General features: G+C 30.0%; 16 protein-coding genes. 9 read left to right on the top strand and 7 right to left on the bottom strand.

Translation table 11 applies throughout. From position 1 onward, the window contains the following. Positions 1 to 6: 6 nt before the first annotated feature. The gene (locus tag LGK95_RS08520) at positions 7 to 1,182 is read left to right on the top strand and encodes a phosphoribosylaminoimidazolecarboxamide formyltransferase (protein WP_226124092.1); all 1,176 of its coding nucleotides are present in this window, start codon (positions 7 to 9) and stop codon (positions 1,180 to 1,182) included. A 55-nt stretch (positions 1,183 to 1,237) separates the two neighbouring features. Here LGK95_RS08520 and glgA read toward each other — a convergent pair whose 3' ends face one another. Beyond that, positions 1,238 to 2,674 carry a glycogen synthase GlgA gene (glgA, locus tag LGK95_RS08515; protein ID WP_226124090.1) on the bottom strand — a complete coding sequence of 479 codons (1,437 nt, stop codon included), beginning with the start codon at positions 2,672 to 2,674 and terminating at the stop codon, positions 1,238 to 1,240. Positions 2,675 to 3,118: 444 nt separating this feature from the next. On the opposite strand from glgA, the gene LGK95_RS08510 reads away from it, so the two are divergent. The 5 genes from LGK95_RS08510 to LGK95_RS08490 all read left to right on the top strand — a co-directional run bounded on the left by LGK95_RS08510 (position 3,119) and on the right by LGK95_RS08490 (position 6,642). Beyond that, entirely contained in the window at positions 3,119 to 4,069 is a 951-nt protein-coding gene (locus tag LGK95_RS08510) for a sensor histidine kinase (RefSeq protein ID WP_226124087.1), read from the top strand. A 198-nt stretch (positions 4,070 to 4,267) separates the two neighbouring features. After that, the gene (locus tag LGK95_RS08505; RefSeq protein WP_226124085.1) at positions 4,268 to 4,405 is read left to right on the top strand and encodes a hypothetical protein; all 138 of its coding nucleotides are present in this window, start codon (positions 4,268 to 4,270) and stop codon (positions 4,403 to 4,405) included. 97 nt (positions 4,406 to 4,502) lie between these two features. Next, a complete protein-coding gene (locus LGK95_RS08500) occupies positions 4,503 to 4,727 on the top strand; it encodes a hypothetical protein (protein WP_226124083.1) in 225 nt (74 codons plus the stop codon). 200 nt (positions 4,728 to 4,927) lie between these two features. Then, entirely contained in the window at positions 4,928 to 5,785 is an 858-nt protein-coding gene (locus LGK95_RS08495) for a nucleoside monophosphate kinase (RefSeq protein WP_226124082.1), read from the top strand. A 146-nt stretch (positions 5,786 to 5,931) separates the two neighbouring features. Further along, positions 5,932 to 6,642, top strand: coding sequence for an aspartate/glutamate racemase family protein (locus LGK95_RS08490; RefSeq protein ID WP_226124080.1), 711 nt, complete (start codon positions 5,932 to 5,934; stop codon positions 6,640 to 6,642). A gap of 66 nt (positions 6,643 to 6,708) precedes the next feature. Here the strand turns inward: LGK95_RS08490 and LGK95_RS08485 are convergent, their stop codons facing one another. Together LGK95_RS08485 and LGK95_RS08480 are read right to left on the bottom strand one after the other, a co-directional pair. Next, a complete protein-coding gene (locus tag LGK95_RS08485; protein ID WP_226124078.1) occupies positions 6,709 to 7,803 on the bottom strand; it encodes a GerAB/ArcD/ProY family transporter in 1,095 nt (364 codons plus the stop codon). Between the two features lie 380 nt (positions 7,804 to 8,183). After that, complete coding sequence (locus LGK95_RS08480) at positions 8,184 to 8,564, bottom strand: hypothetical protein (protein WP_226124076.1); 381 nt, start codon at positions 8,562 to 8,564, stop codon at positions 8,184 to 8,186. A gap of 224 nt (positions 8,565 to 8,788) precedes the next feature. On the opposite strand from LGK95_RS08480, the gene sigG reads away from it, so the two are divergent. Next, positions 8,789 to 9,562, top strand: a complete 774-nt coding sequence (gene sigG / locus LGK95_RS08475) for an RNA polymerase sporulation sigma factor SigG (protein ID WP_226124074.1) — start codon at positions 8,789 to 8,791, stop codon at positions 9,560 to 9,562. A 247-nt stretch (positions 9,563 to 9,809) separates the two neighbouring features. Here the strand turns inward: sigG and LGK95_RS08470 are convergent, their stop codons facing one another. The 4 genes from LGK95_RS08470 to LGK95_RS08455 form a co-directional block, all read right to left on the bottom strand. After that, entirely contained in the window at positions 9,810 to 9,974 is a 165-nt protein-coding gene (locus tag LGK95_RS08470; protein WP_226124072.1) for a hypothetical protein, read from the bottom strand. 159 nt (positions 9,975 to 10,133) lie between these two features. Next, positions 10,134 to 10,517 (bottom strand): carboxymuconolactone decarboxylase family protein, encoded by a 384-nt coding sequence (locus LGK95_RS08465; RefSeq protein WP_226124070.1) that lies wholly within the window; start codon positions 10,515 to 10,517, stop codon positions 10,134 to 10,136. A gap of 4 nt (positions 10,518 to 10,521) precedes the next feature. Further along, positions 10,522 to 12,147, bottom strand: coding sequence for a thiamine pyrophosphate-binding protein (locus LGK95_RS08460; RefSeq protein ID WP_226124068.1), 1,626 nt, complete (start codon positions 12,145 to 12,147; stop codon positions 10,522 to 10,524). 15 nt (positions 12,148 to 12,162) lie between these two features. After that, complete coding sequence (locus LGK95_RS08455; protein ID WP_226124066.1) at positions 12,163 to 14,421, bottom strand: EAL domain-containing protein; 2,259 nt, start codon at positions 14,419 to 14,421, stop codon at positions 12,163 to 12,165. Between the two features lie 295 nt (positions 14,422 to 14,716). On the opposite strand from LGK95_RS08455, the gene sigK reads away from it, so the two are divergent. Then, a complete protein-coding gene (sigK, locus tag LGK95_RS08450; RefSeq protein WP_226124064.1) occupies positions 14,717 to 15,409 on the top strand; it encodes an RNA polymerase sporulation sigma factor SigK in 693 nt (230 codons plus the stop codon). A gap of 165 nt (positions 15,410 to 15,574) precedes the next feature. Then, complete coding sequence (locus LGK95_RS22380; RefSeq protein WP_264174508.1) at positions 15,575 to 15,709, top strand: hypothetical protein; 135 nt, start codon at positions 15,575 to 15,577, stop codon at positions 15,707 to 15,709. Positions 15,710 to 15,800: the final 91 nt, after the last annotated feature.

Below are 15,800 nucleotides of genomic sequence, written 5' to 3'. Positions count from 1 at the left end.
TTTGTAATGAGAAATTCAGAAATTATACTTAAATATGGGTGTAATCCACATCAAGGTTCAGCAAGAATTTATATGAAAAATAAATCTTTGCCATTTGAAGTTCTAAATGGTAATCCAGGTTATATTAACTTCATGGATGCTTTTAATTCATGGCAATTAGTGAAAGAATTAAAACAAACAATAGGATTGCCGGCAGCAGCCTCTTTTAAACATATAAGTCCAGCAGGTGCAGCAGTAGGAATTCCATTAAGTGATGTACTAAAGAAAGCATATTTTGTTGAAGACATCGAACTATCTCCTGTGGCTTCTGCTTATGCAAGAGCCAGGGGTGCAGATAGGATGTCTTCCTTTGGTGATTGGGCAGCTATAAGTGATATCGTAGATTTACCTACCGCAATGATTTTAAAAAAATCTGTTTCAGATGGAGTAATTGCCCCAGGGTATACGGAGGAAGCCTTGGCACTTCTGATGAAAAAGAAAAAAGGAAATTACTGCATTATTAAAATGGATCCTGATTATGAAGCTGAAGATATCGAAAAGAGAGAGATATATGGTATAACCTTTGAACAGAAACGAAATGGTATTCTACTAAAACAGGAGATGCTTAATAATATAGTAACTAATAATAAAAATATTACAGATGATGCAAGACGAGACTTACTCATTTCAATGATTACATTAAAATATACTCAGTCCAATTCCGTATGTTTTGTTTTAGACGGTCAAGTAATTGGCGTTGGCGCAGGACAGCAATCTCGCATACACTGTACAAGATTGGCTGGATCAAAAGCTGATATATGGTATTTAAGGCAGCATCCAAGTGTTCTCAATTTATCCTTCAAAGAAGGAATTTCAAGACCGAATAAAGATAATGTTATAGATCAATATCTTAGGGATGATACTACTTTAGTAGAAATGAAAGAATGGAGTGAAGTGCTTAATGAGATGCCTTGTAGATTAACAAAGGAAGAAAAAGACTCATGGATATCTAATTTATCGGGGGTATCTTTAGGCTCAGATGGGTTTTTCCCGTTTAGAGACAATATTGATAGGGCATTCCAAAGTGGTGTGAAATATATTGTTCAACCTGGTGGTTCCGTAAGAGATGATATAGTAATAAAGGCATGTAATGAATATAATATAGCAATGGCTTGTTCAAGTGTAAGGTTATTTCATCATTAAAATTTGTCTGCACTCTTTAAAAGTATTATCTTTAAAGAAGTGCAGACTTATTATTTTACTTTTTTAATATTTTACTATATAAATTCATATAGTTTTTAGCCGAATTTTCCCAACTATTGTTTGAAAGCATGGCATTGCGTATTAATTTATTCCAGGACGCTTTGTCTTTGTATAAATCTAGAGCTCTATTTACTGCATCTAATAATTCCTCACTTTTATAATTGTTAAAAGAAAAACCGTTGCCATTACCTGTATATTTACTATAGAAAAGAATGGTGTCTTTTAACCCTCCAGTTTCGTGGATAATTGGAATACTTCCATATTTTAATGCTATGAGATGTTCTATACCACAAGGTTCAGATAACGACGGCATCAAAAACATATCTGAAGCAGCGTATATTTGTTGTGCTAGTTTATCATCAAAAACAATGTTTGTAGATATCCTACTTGGGTACCTTGAAGCATAAAATTGAAATATATCTTCATAATAGTCATCACCATTACCAAGTAATACTATTTGAATATCAAGGCTAAGTAATTCTTCGAGTTTATCTATAATTAAATCTATGCCCTTTTGCTTCACTAGGCTAGTAACAATGCCTATCATTGGTATATCTTCGTTTACTGTAAAACATAGTTCTTCTTGAAACTTTAATTTATTTTTAACCTTTTGTTTTATACTTTGTGAATCATATTCGCAAAATATTTTTTTATCCAATTTAGGATTGTAGAGTTCATAGTCTATACCATTTACTATTCCATATAGTTTTTCAGCTTTTAAGGACAATAAACCACCTAAACCTTCTCCATAAAAAGGAGTCTGTATTTCTCGTGCATAAGTATTACTTACAGTAGTTACTGCATCTGAGAAAACAATTCCACCCTTCATGAAAGATACAGAATCATAAAATTTTAGTGCATCCTCATTAAAATAAGTCTCATCTAAATTTAATAACTCATTTAATATTTCTCTTGGAAATATTCCTTGAGATTTTAGATTGTGTATAGTAAATATACTTTTTATTTTATTAAACTTGGCGTCTTTACTATAGTTTGCTTTAAGTAAAACGGGTATAATTCCACATTGCCAATCATTACAATGAATTATATCTGGTGTAAAATCCCCCATGTATTTTATAGATTCTAGTATTGCTTTTGAAAAATAAGAGAATCTTTCACCATCATCGTAATATCCATATGTCTGAGGTCTCTTAAAATAATATTCATTATCTATAAAATAGTAAGGTACATCATCATAAGTTAAATATTCCAAACCACAATATTGATTTCTCCATCCAACTTTCACTTTGAAAGTAGCTATAGTTTCCATACAATTTTTAAGAGACAAAGGAATGCTGCTATATTTAGGTATAATTACTCTAACATCAATCCCAAGCTTTCTTAAAGCTTTAGGTAGTGCATATACTACATCTCCAAGGCCTCCAGTTTTTATAAAAGGATACGCCTCAGAAGCTACAAATAACACTTTCATACTAACCCCTCCTTTATAATACTTTTCTTATTCTTTAAAGTTCTACATAATACTATAATATCCTTTAATTATTGAAATATTGTAAATAAATTTAATGCAATACAAAAATTGCCACACGGTGGTTTTACATGTATTCTTCTTTTTTAAGACAAATTTTAGGTTAAAGAGAAAGAAAAACATACTAAATTGCAACATATTATGGTAATATTATGTTACAGTTACAATAAATTGTAACGAATTGTAAAATTGGAGTAAAAGTTTCAGCAGCTCAGTTATTGGATGTGTATTGTGATAGTGGTATAATAGATAAAAGGAAAAATTCAACAGTTAAATATATAGAATTTACTGAAAGTAAAGGATTACATATTGTTTTTGATAAAAATCCAAGTAGAATTTTCAGATGTTTATTAATGATTTTTTTGTGAAAAAAATGGGGGTAATATCGTGGTCTGCGCTTATGATAACAGAATGATAGAAGAAATAGTATCAGCTAGGAACATTATTCGTGAACAAAATAACGAGATCGAAAGACTAAAGGAATTTATAGGTAAACAAGATAACAAGATTGCTACTGAAATAAAGTCAAATATAATTATGAAAAAAGCATTGAAATGCCAGGAAGAATTTATAGTTAATATATCCCATGAACTTAAAACGCCTCTAAATGTTTTGTCTGCGACAGTTCAGTTATTTAGTATGTACTATGATAGTGGTTCATTAGACAAAATGAAAGGTTCTATTGTTAAATATATAAAATCAATGAAACAAAATTGCTATAGATTATCCAAACTTATTAATAACATAGTTGATTCATCAAAAATTGAAACAGGGTTCTTTGAATTGCACTTATCAAATAACAATATAGTCGAAGTTGTAGAGGATATAGTAACGTCTGTAACTGATTTTACTGACAGCAAAGGCCTAAATATTATTTTTGATACGGATACTGAAGAAAAAATAATTGCTTGTGATCCAGAGAAGATAGAGAGAGTAGTTTTAAATCTTATATCGAATGCAATAAAATTTTCAGATAAAGGTGATGAAATTTTTATTGATGTTAAAGATAAGAATGAATTCATTGAAATGTCAGTCGAGGACAATGGCATTGGCATTGAAGAAAAAAACTTGGATACAATATTTGATAGATTTAAACAGGTAGATAAATCATTATCGAGAAATACAGAAGGCACAGGTATAGGGCTAAGTTTAGTTAAGTCAATTGTAGAACTACATGGTGGATGCATCTATGCTGAAAGTGAAGTTGGGAATGGAAGTAAGTTTATAGTTAACATTCCTTCAAGAAATATACCTCATGAAAAGGTGATACACAGTAACAAAATATCAAGTAAAAATGGAAACATAAAAGTGGAACTTTCAGATATTCATTTATCATGAAATCACTTCCATTTCTACTTTGAATAAGTATAAAAAAGCACTGTAATATGCGATATTATTATTTTTATTTTAACATTTTCATATAATACTTTCACTAATTGTATAAGTTTACAAAATATGGTATAATAATATTAATAACTTAAAGGGGTGATTATTATAATTACATTTATTTTTGGTTTTATCGTAATAGTAACACTTATGGGATTATCGTTAGCAGTTTTAAGTGAAATAGACAAAGACAAAATAATAAAACATACACAACAATTATATGAACAAAAGTATTTAAAAGATTTAAAATATAAAGAAGTTTTAGATAATATTAATTGTAAAATTTAGCAAGACATCCGAGAGGGTGTTTTTTTAATATAATGGGTACACTATTAATACACCGAATGAACACAGTGTAATTTCGATATTGAAAAGGAGAATAATTATGAGTATTAAAGTAGAAAAAACAAAAAAAAACACTGATATTTCAAATGATAATATGAGTGCAATAGCTAATGATGCTGAATCAAAAGTAACAGGACAATCAAATACTGACTTTACTGACTTTACTGATAAAAAACACGCTGATAGTCTTACAAACGCTGATTTAGCTAATGTGGCTATTATGAATGATGATGTTGAATCAAATACTGCAGATACAATGGAATAATGTAATAGAGCAGTGTACCCTAAGTTTAAAATTAAAAGAGCATACAACATAATTATGTTGTATGCTTTTTGATTTGTATTTAATTATAAGTAACCTTTTGGATCTGTTATGAATATTTTAGAATTAATAGTAATGAAAAAAATCTACCCTAAGGTACTTTTGTATTTAAACATAAAAGGTCAAATAACAAGGAGAAGATTATGAAAAAAAATATAAAGATTACCGTTGAAAAAGTCAGAGTTGATGGAAACGGTGTAATAATTCTTACAGGGCCTTCTGGGTGTGGCAAGGGAGAAATTGCTAAAGCATTATGTAAGTTTTTATCTATTCCAAAGATAAGACATTTATCGATGGGAGACATTTTGCGGAAAACAGTTATTAAAGCAAAAGAAGATGAAAAGTTTATGATTACATTGGGACAAAAATACAATATAAGTAAGGATGTTTCAATCTCGGATATACAGAAAAATGGACATGGAGTTATGAAAAAGGCAGAAAATTATCATAACGATATAATATCGTTCTTAGATTTGGCTAATAACTTTGTTTCACAGTTTGACTGGTTAGAGTTTTGTGTGGCAAATGGATTATTGATACCGGATGAATGGACCGAGAGGATTATAGATGCATTGTTAGAAAGTTCGCCAGAATTACATAAAGGGATATTTATTTTAGATGGATATCCCCGAACAGTAAATGCTGGACAAGAATTACTAAAAACACTTAACAAATTAAATATACCTATAATAAAGGTTCTTCATCTTTTTATAACTAAAGAGCAAATGAAAGTTAGGGTTTTAAGCAGGGGGAGAATTGACGATACACAAAAAAGTTTAGAGAGTAGATATCAATTCTACATAGAGAAGGTACAACCCTGCATTGATTATTTGAAAGATTATTTAGGAAGTACAATGATATCATTGGTAGATGCGCATCAACCTATATATGACGAAAGCGGGCAGACTAATATAGATGCATCCATCAATCAGGTTGTAATAAGTGTAATGCAAGTATTGGGATTACCAAAATTCTTAATGGATTTAGAACCAACCATATAATAAAACTATAAGTCTGTATTAATATATTCCACAAGTTTATATAAATAGTATCTAATGGTACAATATTGATAAGCAATAAGTCAAATAGGTATTTAATTGAGAATTAATAAGGTTAAATTATATTCTATAAAACAGGAGGAAAGTTTATGAATAAAATTGGAATGATTGGTGGTTTTGGACCAGAGTCCACTTTGGAATATTATCGGTTGCTTATAGAAACGTATAGGCATGAAACGAATAATGAAAGTAGTCCTGAAATTATTATTTACAGTATGGATATTAACATTCTCCTGAAATTAGTAGAAAATAAACAATGGGATGTTCTTGTCGAGTGGTTAGTTAATGGCATCAAAGTGCTACATAAAGCAGGTGCAGATTTTGGATTTATTTCTGCTAATACTCCTCATATAGTGTTTGACAGAGTTAATGAATTATCACCTATTCCACTATTAAGTATTGTAGATGAAACATGCAATCATATTGAAAAAATAGGGGCTAAAAGGGTTGGTTTACTAGGAACAAAATTCACCATGGAAAGTGAATTTTATCAAAGAGCATGTAATAAAAATAATATACAGATATATGTTCCAAATGAAAAAGATCAGGGTTATATAAATAATAAGCTAATGACTGAGATCGAACTTGGTAACTTTCTTGATGAAACCCGAAAAGGATTGGTTGATATAATTAGAAGAATGATGCAAGATAACTCAATTGAGGGAGTAATACTTGGCTGTACAGAATTACCATTAATACTTACAAAAAGCGAATTAGGTATACCTTTTTTTAATACCACCCAAATACATGTTGAAAGCATCATAAAATATTACTTACATACAAGTACCGATAATTCATGATTTTCTCAACTGAAGCCATATGATGGAATTAATATCCAACATATGGCTTATTTTTACATTTACTAATTAAGTTGCATTGACGTGTGTAGATTTTCTACTTCTAATCTCCGCCACAATAAAAATAACTAAAGGTATTATAACTTCAAAAGGAAAGGAAAAATATTGCCATATATTTGAAATCCAGAAATTCGATTCATTGGTGCTTTGGGTAATAAAAAAAGAGAAGTTTAACATTAGAAGAACTACAGGTGTTGCAATAAATTTGTAATCATCAAATCCAAAAACCTTTGTAATTCCATTGCAAACTGCAAAAGTAGTTATACTTACTTTAATAAATCCACACACGAAAAATACAATAATTACTGTCATTTCAAGTCTTTGAAGTCCACCTAGGCTAATAAGGCTTACTGCCATGGTAGATTGGAAATATAATACAGATACGGTTTCACTACCTAATACTAAAAGATTTCTTAACACCGTTAAAACTATAAGTCCTCCACCTATAATTAAGCTTACTATAAAGGTTTTTTTGTAATTTTTCACTTTAGATATATTTGAAAATACCGTTGTAAAAACTATGATTTGACCAAAGGGATAAGTAAAACTTGAAAAAGCACCTTTTAACAAGGGAGTTACACCATTGCTTAGTATTGGTTTTAATCTGCTAAAATCCATTTGTGGAATTGATAATACAGGCACAGTTATAACTATAAAAATTATAATCCAACTGAACAACTCGGCCCATCTTCCTAAGACTTCAATACCTGCTTTTAAACTCCATATGACGAGCACAGCAAAGAAAAACATTGGTAATATTATAGGTGTATTATCTAAAACTAAAGTATAGGTGAATTCTGCTATGACTTTAAAAATTAAGGCCGCATCATGAAAGAAAAAATATATCATTAGTATACTTAAAGTTTTCCCTATGAACTTACCCATGACGATTTGAAGTATATCAAAAAAATCTTTTCCGGGATATAAAGATAAAAGTCTAGAAAGCATAAGTACCAGTATAATAGAACATAGGATAGCAATAATTATTGCTATCCAGGCATCTTGTTTTGCCTGATTCCCAGATCCTATCAAAAGAGAATTCCCAAGTAAGAAAAGTATTATTAATATAGTTGCTTGTCTTTCAGAAATAGCTTCATTTTTCATTTATGCCTCCCACACAATTTACTTAAATTAAACACATACATTAATTTTAACCAATTCACAAATATTCTACTCTTAAGTTTTCTATTAAGGAAAAAAAATAAAATAAGTATGCAATAATGTGGAGCGATTTGTATTTAATTATAAAATATGGTAATAATATCTATAGTAGATTAAAAGAAAAAAGGGGTGGAGATTATGGGGTTACCCACAATTTTAGGGTTATTAATTGTTATAGGAATTTCAGTATGCTTATATTATGCAGTACCAATAGAAAAATAATACTAAATAGCTGTTTCAAAACAGAGATTACTTTCTGTTTTGAAACAGCTATTTTTAGTTTGTTTGCAAACCTAGTATAACTTTGTATTAATAATGTACATTTATTTAGGTTTCTTGAAATAATTTATTCCCACTTTGACTATTTCACTAAATATCAGTACGTAATCTAATGCAACTTCAACTTTTTTTGCAGTTGAAACTGATGATTGAGCTTTGTTTTCCTCGCTGTCCTTAGAAGTAACTATTATGGAATGAACCCCTTCTTTTACGTCTTCAGTTAAAGTTTCAATGTTCGATGCTATTTTAGGTAATGATGTAATAGTATTGTCTATACTATTTTTATCTTTAGTAAATATATATTTAACATCCTTTGTGACACTATTTATGTTTTTTACTACCACAATTAAATATATTAGTAAAGTAATGCTTAAAATAGAGATCACAAATATTAAAATGTTATTAAATGAGATCGAAATTACCATATTATTACCTCCTCATAGATTTATAGGATTTGCATGTAAAATTATACCTATACCTTTAGTATATTTAGAAAAAATTCAAACTTTACAACTATTTTGCATTGCTCTAAAGTCAGTAAAATCAACGGCAAAAAATTAATTTAATATTGTAGGGTTGTCTGTAGTATAAAAGGTAAATTATAAGGACATAATTTTAATGCAATTACTCTGAAGGGAATGATGGCCTTATGATGTTCAATAAAGTAGAAATATGTGGGGTAAATACTTCGAAATTACCTAAATTGAAAGAAAAAGAGATGAAAGAGTTACTATTTAGGATACAAAATGGTGAGCATGGTTGCAGGGACATATTTATTGAAGGAAATTTACGACTAGTTTTAAGCGTTATTAAGCGATTTAATAATCGAGGAGAAAATGTAGATGATTTATTTCAAGTAGGTTGTATTGGTTTAATGAAGTCCATTGATAATTTCGATCTTAGTTTAAATGTTAGGTTTTCAACATATGCAGTTCCTATGATTATTGGGGAAATTAGGAGATACTTAAGAGATAACAACTCAATAAGAGTTAGTAGGTCATTAAGGGATATTGCATATAGAGCATTACAGGTTAGAGATCGATTGGTAAATGAGAACAATAAAGAACCAACAGTTACTGAAATAGCAAAAGAATTAGAATTACCAAGAGAAGATGTGGTATTTGCACTAGACGCTATACAAGATCCTGTATCTTTATTTCAACCAATATACCACGATGGTGGAGATGAGATTTATGTAATGGATCAAATAAAAGATACTAAAAATCTAGATGATAGTTGGCTTGAAAATATATCAATAAAAGAAGGCATGAAAAAATTAAAGGACAGAGAAAAGCTAATTCTCAATTTAAGGTTCTTCGACGGAAAAACCCAAATGGAAGTGGCTGATGAAATAGGTATATCACAAGCACAGGTATCCAGACTTGAAAAAACTGCACTAAAACACATGCGAAAGTATGTTTAGGATCCTATAATAGGATCCTCTTTTTTATACCCATTCTAGACTAATGTAATATAATAGAAAAGAGTCTAATTAAAAAAAGGCGTTCAAGGTAAACTGGATTTAATAAAAACCAGTTTACTAAGAACACCTTTTTATTGTTAATATATGAAAATTTATCTGGATTCATATATTCAATTTTGGCGCGCCATTATTATATTTTAAAAAATTCAAATCTTATATGTTGTAGGAGTAATAACAAGTTAACTAACTAATCAGTCCCACTTGTGTCTTCATCGTATACAAAGTTGCAGGGATTTCCCTCACAATTTAAAACCTCTTCATCATTTTCACCAGTATAAATTTTTTTAGTATTTACGTCATCTAATTCAATACTTTTCTCAGCCTCATTATCTTTTATTTCAATTTTTGACATAACATCGCTCCTTAGATTTATTTAGTATATTATACGTAAGTTAATTAAAAATGATACCGCAATATTAATATATTTAAAGTATAGAATTTTTTAGACATGCATTGCATATTATATTGTATAGCGTACGAATTGAGTAAGCGATAGTTAATAGCCATTCTCTTAAAGAGAGTGGCTATTTTTATTATTTTTGAAAGTTTCACCCGCAACAACTAGAGCACTACACGCTTTGGGAAATCCTACATAAGCTGCACATTGCAGAATAATTTCCAATATTTCTTCCTGTTTTAACCCAAGTTTAAGGGCGGCTTTTATATGGAAATCTAATTGATCAAATAGGCCTTGCGTTATAAGAGCAGTTATAGTTACAATCTCTCTTAATTTCAATTCCAGATTTGGTCTTGAATATATTTGTCCAAATCCAAAGTCAACGAGTTTCTCTCCAAAGTCAGGGAATATATCTTGTAAATATTTAATTGTTTTCATTCCCTCATCATCTGTCATTTGTTTTAGTACATCAATTCCTTTTTCGAAATCTATACTCATCTTACTAGCCCCTTTTTATTGTTGGTGGTATTTCATATGGATCAACCATAACCTCTATAACAATCGTTTTGTTATGCAATTTTGAAATTTCTAGAGCTTCTTTTAAATCAAATTCATTAAGACATTTAAATGATTTTATTCCCATAGATTGCCCAAACTTTTCAATATCTAATGGTATATTATATGTGGTCCCTACGGCCTTGCCTAAATGATTTTGCATTCCTTTATCAACCATATCTAGTCTTCCATTATTAAATACTATAAAAGTAACAGGAATATTATAATTAGCTGCTGTTGACATTTCAGCACCATGCATAAAAGTACATCCATCGCCTGTTAAGCAAATAATGTGAGCATCATCTCTTGCTAATTGTGCACCTATGGAATAGCCTATGGCATGTCCCATTGCACCAAATACATCATCGAAAAAAAATGTACCCGGTTTTCGAATCTTAAAATATTTTATTGCATAAAATGTATGACTGCCATCATCACCAAAAATAATTGAATCATCAGGAAGTTCTTGCCTTATAATTTTTATAGCTTTTACGGCTGAAATATAAGAATCACTATTATTCTTTATAATTTTAAACTCTTCATTTAACATTTCATATTTATTTTTTACTCTCTCTGAAACTTTATTTAATAAGAATTGTAGATTAATCTTAATATCGCCGATAATAGGTAATGTGGTCACTATCATTGATTTGGCTATAAAAGTAAGATCATAATCTAAATGTATGACTTCTTTTGGGTAGTTCTCGGAGGATATATCAACTAGAGACATGTCTGATAATTTACTTCCAATAACAATCATTAAATCTATGCCATCTTTAATATATTGACTTGCTCTTTCCGTGCCACCGAGTCCTAATGCTCCAAGTGATAATGGATGGTTCTCTATGAATGTGCCTTTACCTCCTGGCGTTGTCATAACTGGTATATTCCAAAGCTCAGCAACTTTCTTCAACTCATCATAAGCTAAACTTGAATGAACACCTTTGCCAGCCAAAATTACAGCTCTCTTTGCATTATCAAGTTTGTTAATAAATTCATCTAGTTTAGATGAGATGGATTCACACATGATATTAGGTAAATCAAGTTCAAATTCTTCTATTTCCTCAACTAGTATATCTAAAGGTATAGATAAATGAACTGGGCCCTTGACGCCAGAATGAGCTTTTTCTAATGCATGTCGTAAATATAGCTTAAATTGGTCGGATCTTCCTACCTGAGCACTAAATTTAGTAACAGGTTGAAACATTTTAACTAAGTCAGTCCCAAAGGGTGTAGAATCCTGACCTAAGGCCTCGCCTAAATGACTTATAGGTGGTTGACCGGTGATAAACAACACTGGTAAATGATAAGCCTTAGCTTGAGCTGCAGACGTTAATAAATTTGTTCCACCAGGTCCTGCAGTTGCAATTGCCACACCTAATTTTCTATTCATCATTGCATAACCTGAAGCAGCATAACCACTACCGCCCTCATGTTTATTTAATATAAAGTTGATTTTTTGCTTATCTAATTCCATAATCAAAGGAACAATAGGTTTTCCAGGTATACCAAAAACATATTTTATCCCCCATCGCCTTAAATGAGCTGCTAGAATAGACGCTATACTTTTCAATTTTGTTTACCCACCTTAATATTTATCTTTAAATTCCTTTTGTAGATTATAAAATTCCTTTTCAAAAACATCTGCAGGTATTGGTCTACTAAAATAGTAGCCTTGTACAAAATCACAATTACGTAGTTGTAAAAATCTTAATTGGTCCTTATCCTCAACGCCCTCGGCAATAACTTCTAAACCAAGATTATGGGCCATGGAGATAATAGTTCCAACTATATTTGCATCACTTTCATCATTCATAATGTCCATTACAAAAGATTTATCTATTTTTAGATAATTAACAGGGAATTTTTTTAAATAACTTAAGGAACTATATCCAGTCCCAAAATCATCAATACTAAGGTTAACCCCTAAGTTAGATAATTCTCTTAATGTTTTGACTGTATAATCAACTTTCATTGTCATGCTCTCAGTAATTTCTAACTCCAAACATTGGGGATCAAGTCCAGTCTTTATTAACGCATCATTAACAACTTTAATTAAATCACTTTTTAAGAATTGTTGTGCTGATAGATTTACACTTACTTTTATTAGACCTAAATTAATTTTCTGCCATTTTTTTAGCTGATAGCAAGCCTCAATTAGTACCCATTCACCTATTTTAGAAATTAATCCTGTTTCCTCTGCTATAGAAATGAACTCATTTGGAAAAATCATTCCTCTTTCTTTATGCATCCATCTAATTAATGCTTCAGCACCTATTATATTGCCGTTTTTTATGTCAACTTGTGGTTGATAATACAGTACAAATTCATTGTTTTCTATTGCATTTTCAATGTCCATCTTTAGAATTAATTTATTTTTAAAGATTTCTTCTAAAAGTGGATTATAAATAACATAACCATTCCTCCCATTTTCTTTTGCTTTATACATAGCATTGTCAGTATAAATTAAACAATTTTCGTAATTTGTTGGGCTTTCATGATATAACAAAACTCCCAAACTTATTGTTATGTGAAGTTCATGATTTTCAATTACAATTGCTTTAGCAAAAGCATTTATAATGGTTTCCGCAAGTTTAATTGCTTGTTCTTTATTTCTTATACCAAAACATAATAATACAAATTCATCTCCACTAAAACGAAAAACATGATCACTTGCAGCTAAACAATTTTTTAATAAAATTGCAACTTTTTTTAGTAATAAATCACCATTTGAGTGACCAATTGTATCATTAACCCTTTTAAATTTATCTATATCTAAAAAGATAAGTGACATGTCCTTTGAGATGGAAGTGTAATTGTCGATGTAATTATTTAATATATCTTTAAAACGTCTTCTATTAGGAAGTCCCGTTAACTCATCATGATATGCCAAATAATTATATTTCTCTTCCGCCAAATATCTTTCTGTAATATCTCTAAATTGTCCAAAAGCTCCTATCATGTTCATTTTCTCATCATGAATAGGTAATATATCAGCAAGGCAAATATATTCTACATTGATATTATTTATAAATTTCACTTCAACATTTTCATAACATTTTTCATTATTTAAAACATCTTTAAAAAGGTTACTGGTTATTTGTGAGTCATAAATACTTTTTCCTATAATCTCTTCCTTTTTAAATCCAGATATCTTTTCAGCAAATTCGTTGAAATCTATTACCTCTCCACTAGTATCTGTAATGAAAATTGCATTTCTAGTTTTACTTAGCATAATTTGGTTCAGTATATTAAGCTTGTAATTTTGTTTCCTAAGTAATAATTCGCGTTCTATTGAATCAACTACAGTAGTTAATGTTAATAAGAAAAATGGATTGTGAAGTATTACACCAGTCATAATACATATACTTCCTAGTAGATTATTAACATCCGAATGATGAAATGGTACTCCATAACAAGCACTGTCATGTAAAACCGTATGAAAGTGGTTAGTTCCTATTAACTGCACTGGATGATTTTGTTTTAATGTTAAATTAACCACATTTGTTCCCATGTCATCCTCGCTAAATTGAATGCCGGTCTTAATGCCCAATAAAGCAATGGTTGATTTTATTGTTTCATCTCCTAGAGTATCCAATAAATAGCCGTTTTCGTCTGATATAACTATTATTATGGGGGTACCTTCTAGTGATTTTATTATTTTCTCACTAAAAAATCTTACAACTTCCAAAATTTCTTTATAAGATTCTTTTTTTTCTGCGAGATCGAGCGGTGACATGATATTTTTGGGCGGATTACTTTTATTAGGGTTCATACCTAATTCAATACACCTTTTTTTTGAGTCTATAATGTAAGTTGCTTCCTGTTCACAATTCTGACTTAGCATAGGGTACATTCCTCCTAAGAACTAATACTAACTATATGTTTGCTTTAACATTATAATGTAATAGTCCAACCTATTTCTTTTGTATCTAGTAGCTTACTAATTTATAATATGTAAAATGTTATTTTAAGTTCTAAAATCTAATGCATTGAATGCCAGCTTATTTTATAGAAAATTATTAAGTATTTAAAAAATAGAATACAGTCCGAAAAATATAATTAAATATATTTTCAGTGTACAGGCACTATTAATGAAATAAAACATAGTATATTAAGAAGCTCTATTAGGAGGAACATCTGTGTTTTTCATAAATTGTTTATTAAATATGATTGGTAATGTTACGTTTTTGACAGCTTATATAACTGGGAGTAGTTCATTTCCGCAACCACTAAGCGAGGAAGAAGAAAGATCCTATCTAATAAAATTAAAAGAAGGAGATTTACTAGCTAAAGCCGTATTAGTTGAACGAAATCTAAGGCTTGTTGCGCATATAGTAAAGAAATACTCCTACCCTGGAAAGGATGTAGATGATCTCATATCTATAGGGACGGTGGGTCTTATTAAGGGCATAGATTCTTTTAATACGGGTAAGGGGACAAGACTTGCGACTTACGCTGCAAGGTGCATAGAAAATGAAATACTTATGCTTATGCGCAATAATAAAAAAACAAAAGGAGAAGTCTATCTACAGGATCCTATTGGTACTGATAAAGAGGGAAAAGAGATATCGCTTATAGATGTATTAAGTAGTGATGAAGATTCTGTTATTGATATAGTAGAAAGTAAAATACAAGTTAAAAGGCTCTATGATAAGATAAATGCATCACTACACGATAGAGAGAAAGTAGTGATACAAATGCGATATGGTTTAGTTGATGGTAACCCTAGAACTCAAAGAGAAATTGCAGTTATCCTAGGAATTTCAAGATCCTATGTTTCTAGAATTGAAAAGAGAGTGCTTAAGAAGCTGAGCAAGGAATTAAATAAGTGAAAATTTTCCAAGCGTTCACGGCTAAAAAGGGTATACGTATGTATACATATAAAGAAAATTTTAAAAGTGCGAAATAGCACTTTTTTTTATTTATGTAATATTTTAAAGGAATTAAGAGAAACATGTCGAATACTATAAAAATATAATTAAAGTAAGGGGTGTTTTATGAGCACTACAAGCGCCATTATACATGATGTCGAGTCTATTAACATAAAGAGAATAAAGGTAATAGTTGGAGTAGATAAAAGCAACTTAATAAAAAGTGATAAAAGAATAGTTGCTTGTGGTAAGAATTTTTAGAAAAAGACTAGGAAACAATACCGTATAATGTCGAAATAGAATATTGTAAAATGTAACATATTGTGGTAATATGTTACAAGTGTTCGAAATT

It is taken from the genome of Clostridium algoriphilum, assembly GCF_020443705.1.
Classification (GTDB): Bacteria; Bacillota; Clostridia; order Clostridiales; family Clostridiaceae; genus Clostridium_AD; species Clostridium_AD algoriphilum.
This window is presented reverse-complemented; position numbering and strand designations above follow the sequence as displayed.